Genomic DNA, 3,188 nt, shown 5'->3' with positions numbered 1-3,188 from the left:
GGTCAGCCACGGAAGGGTTCGCTTCTTGAATTCTTCGGTTGACAGGGTTTCGGGGCCGCCTTATACGGCGCCTCCACTTCGGATCGGGCCGGTTGATCTGGTTTTGATCTGGGGGGTTTGAGAGAAGATCTTGGGTTTCGGCCTGTTTGATCTTTCTTGTTCTTTGACAAGTTGGTTTTGAGAAAGAGAAGCGTGGGCGGCTTTGGTGTCCTTGCGGATCTGGCTTCGGCTGGATCGTGAGACATGTAAGCTGACACGTTTCGGAAAGCTCGCCGGCCCTGTGGAAACGCGGGGATCGGATGTGAGCACTCCGTTACATTAAGTGATCAGCTTGGATCAGATCTCTTCAACTTGAGAGTTTGATCCTGGCTCAGAGCGAACGCTGGCGGCAGGCTTAACACATGCAAGTCGAACGGGCACTTCGGTGTCAGTGGCAGACGGGTGAGTAACACGTGGGAACGTACCCTTTGGTTCGGAATAACTCTGGGAAACTAGAGCTAATACCGGATACGCCCTTTTGGGGAAAGGTTTACTGCCGAAGGATCGGCCCGCGTCTGATTAGCTAGTTGGTGGGGTAATGGCCTACCAAGGCGACGATCAGTAGCTGGTCTGAGAGGATGATCAGCCACATTGGGACTGAGACACGGCCCAAACTCCTACGGGAGGCAGCAGTGGGGAATATTGGACAATGGGCGCAAGCCTGATCCAGCCATGCCGCGTGAGTGATGAAGGCCTTAGGGTTGTAAAGCTCTTTTGTCCGGGACGATAATGACGGTACCGGAAGAATAAGCCCCGGCTAACTTCGTGCCAGCAGCCGCGGTAATACGAAGGGGGCTAGCGTTGCTCGGAATCACTGGGCGTAAAGGGCGCGTAGGCGGCTATTTAAGTCGGGGGTGAAAGCCTGTGGCTCAACCACAGAATTGCCTTCGATACTGGATAGCTTGAGTATGGTAGAGGTTGGTGGAACTGCGAGTGTAGAGGTGAAATTCGTAGATATTCGCAAGAACACCGGTGGCGAAGGCGGCCAACTGGACCATTACTGACGCTGAGGCGCGAAAGCGTGGGGAGCAAACAGGATTAGATACCCTGGTAGTCCACGCCGTAAACGATGAATGCCAGCCGTTGGAAAGCTTGCTTTTCAGTGGCGCAGCTAACGCTTTGAGCATTCCGCCTGGGGAGTACGGTCGCAAGATTAAAACTCAAAGGAATTGACGGGGGCCCGCACAAGCGGTGGAGCATGTGGTTTAATTCGAAGCAACGCGCAGAACCTTACCATCCCTTGACATGGCATGTTACCCAGAGAGATTTGGGGTCCTCTTCGGAGGCGTGCACACAGGTGCTGCATGGCTGTCGTCAGCTCGTGTCGTGAGATGTTGGGTTAAGTCCCGCAACGAGCGCAACCCACGTCCTTAGTTGCCATCATTCAGTTGGGCACTCTAGGGAGACTGCCGGTGATAAGCCGCGAGGAAGGTGTGGATGACGTCAAGTCCTCATGGCCCTTACGGGATGGGCTACACACGTGCTACAATGGCGGTGACAGAGGGATGCGAGACCGCGAGGTTTAGCTAATCCCAAAAAACCGTCTCAGTTCGGATTGCACTCTGCAACTCGAGTGCATGAAGGCGGAATCGCTAGTAATCGTGGATCAGCATGCCACGGTGAATACGTTCCCGGGCCTTGTACACACCGCCCGTCACACCATGGGAGTTGGTCTTACCCGACGGCGCTGCGCCAACCGCAAGGGGGCAGGCGACCACGGTAGGGTCAGCGACTGGGGTGAAGTCGTAACAAGGTAGCCGTAGGGGAACCTGCGGCTGGATCACCTCCTTTCTAAGGATGCAGCTTCAGAAGTTCGCTTCTCTCGCCGCGTCATTGGAATATCAGAAGTCCAGTCAGGACTTCATTGGCGGGACATTAAGAGCCGTCCTCGTTTCTCTTTCTCATCCGGACATTAGCGGGATCGCCTGCGGCTTGGGGCCGATTGGAGCGACCGGCTTCGGGCCTGTAGCTCAGGTGGTTAGAGCGCACCCCTGATAAGGGTGAGGTCGGACGTTCGAGTCGTCCCAGGCCCACCATCCTTTAGGGGCTGTAGCTCAGCTGGGAGAGCAGTTGCTTTGCAAGCATCAGGTCGTCGGTTCGATCCCGTCCAGCTCCACCATTGTTTTGAGAGTTTGCGCTGAGCGCACTCTAGAACGTGGTCAGGACAATCCGGATAGAGAGAGTTCAAGTTTGCCGCTGGCAGGTCGTGAGATCGCCTTCGGCAAGACCAACGAACATCGTGAAGAGGGAATGTGGCCGTTTGGGCCGGCGAGAGCCGGGTCCATTGAGGTCATGTTCGGCAAGCATGGTGATATGGGGCTGAAAGGCCCGGTATCACCGGTCTTTATCGTGACCGTGGCTGCGATCGTCTTGCTCTTGTAGCAAGTTCGTTTGCGGACATCGATCATGAGAGCGATCAAGTGCCTTAAGAGCATTCGGTGGATGCCTTGGCGCTGAGAGGCGATGAAGGACGTGGTACGCTGCGATAAGTCTTGGGGAGCTGCGAACGAGCTTTGATCCAGGAATTTCCGAATGGGGAAACCCACCTTCGACCTTTCGTATTGTGTGTTCAGACTTATGGTTTGAGCGCTCACTACGATTGGTCAGATGAAGGTATCATGCCCTGAATAAAATAGGGGTTTGAAGCGAACCCGGGGAACTGAAACATCTCAGTACCCGGAGGAAAGGACATCAACGAGACTCCGTCAGTAGTGGCGAGCGAACGCGGATCAGGCCAATGCTTGAGCTTAATTTACCGGAACGGTCTGGAAAGGCCGGCGCGATGGGTGACAGCCCCGTACGGGTCGGGTGAAGCTCAAGATTCGAGTAGGGCGGGACACGTGAAATCCTGTCTGAACATGGGGGGACCACCCTCCAAGCCTAAGTACTCCTCAGCGACCGATAGTGAACCAGTACCGTGAGGGAAAGGTGAAAAGCACCCCGACGAGGGGAGTGAAACAGCACCTGAAACCGAATGCTTACAAACAGTAGGAGCCCAAGGTTCGTCCTGGGTGACTGCGTACCTTTTGTATAATGGGTCAGCGACTTAAAGTTACGAGCAAGCTTAAGCCGGTAGGTGTAGGCGTAGCGAAAGCGAGTCTGAACAGGGCGTTCAGTTCGTGGCTTTAGACCCGAAACCGAGTGATCTA

Annotated in this window: 2 tRNA genes and 2 rRNA genes (1 of these 4 cut by a window edge); all 4 read left to right on the top strand. The window is 55.0% G+C overall.

The window, feature by feature from the left end:
* Positions 1-347 precede the first annotated feature (347 nt).
* Positions 348-1,830, top strand: a 16S ribosomal RNA gene (locus tag MGN01_RS22985).
* A 168-nt stretch (positions 1,831-1,998) separates the two neighbouring features.
* Positions 1,999-2,075 (top strand) — tRNA-Ile (locus MGN01_RS22980).
* Between the two features lie 7 nt (positions 2,076-2,082).
* A tRNA-Ala gene (locus MGN01_RS22975) sits at positions 2,083-2,158 on the top strand.
* Positions 2,159-2,453: 295 nt separating this feature from the next.
* Positions 2,454-3,188, top strand: a 23S ribosomal RNA gene (locus MGN01_RS22970); it runs 2,073 nt beyond the window's last position.
* Together the 16S and 23S rRNA genes with 2 tRNA genes alongside form the textbook arrangement of a ribosomal RNA operon.

This window comes from Methylobacterium gnaphalii, assembly GCF_007992215.1.
In the GTDB taxonomy this organism is placed as follows: domain Bacteria; phylum Pseudomonadota; class Alphaproteobacteria; order Rhizobiales; family Beijerinckiaceae; genus Methylobacterium; species Methylobacterium gnaphalii.
Note: the sequence above shows the minus strand (reverse complement) of the source record. Positions and strands in the feature narration are given on the sequence as shown.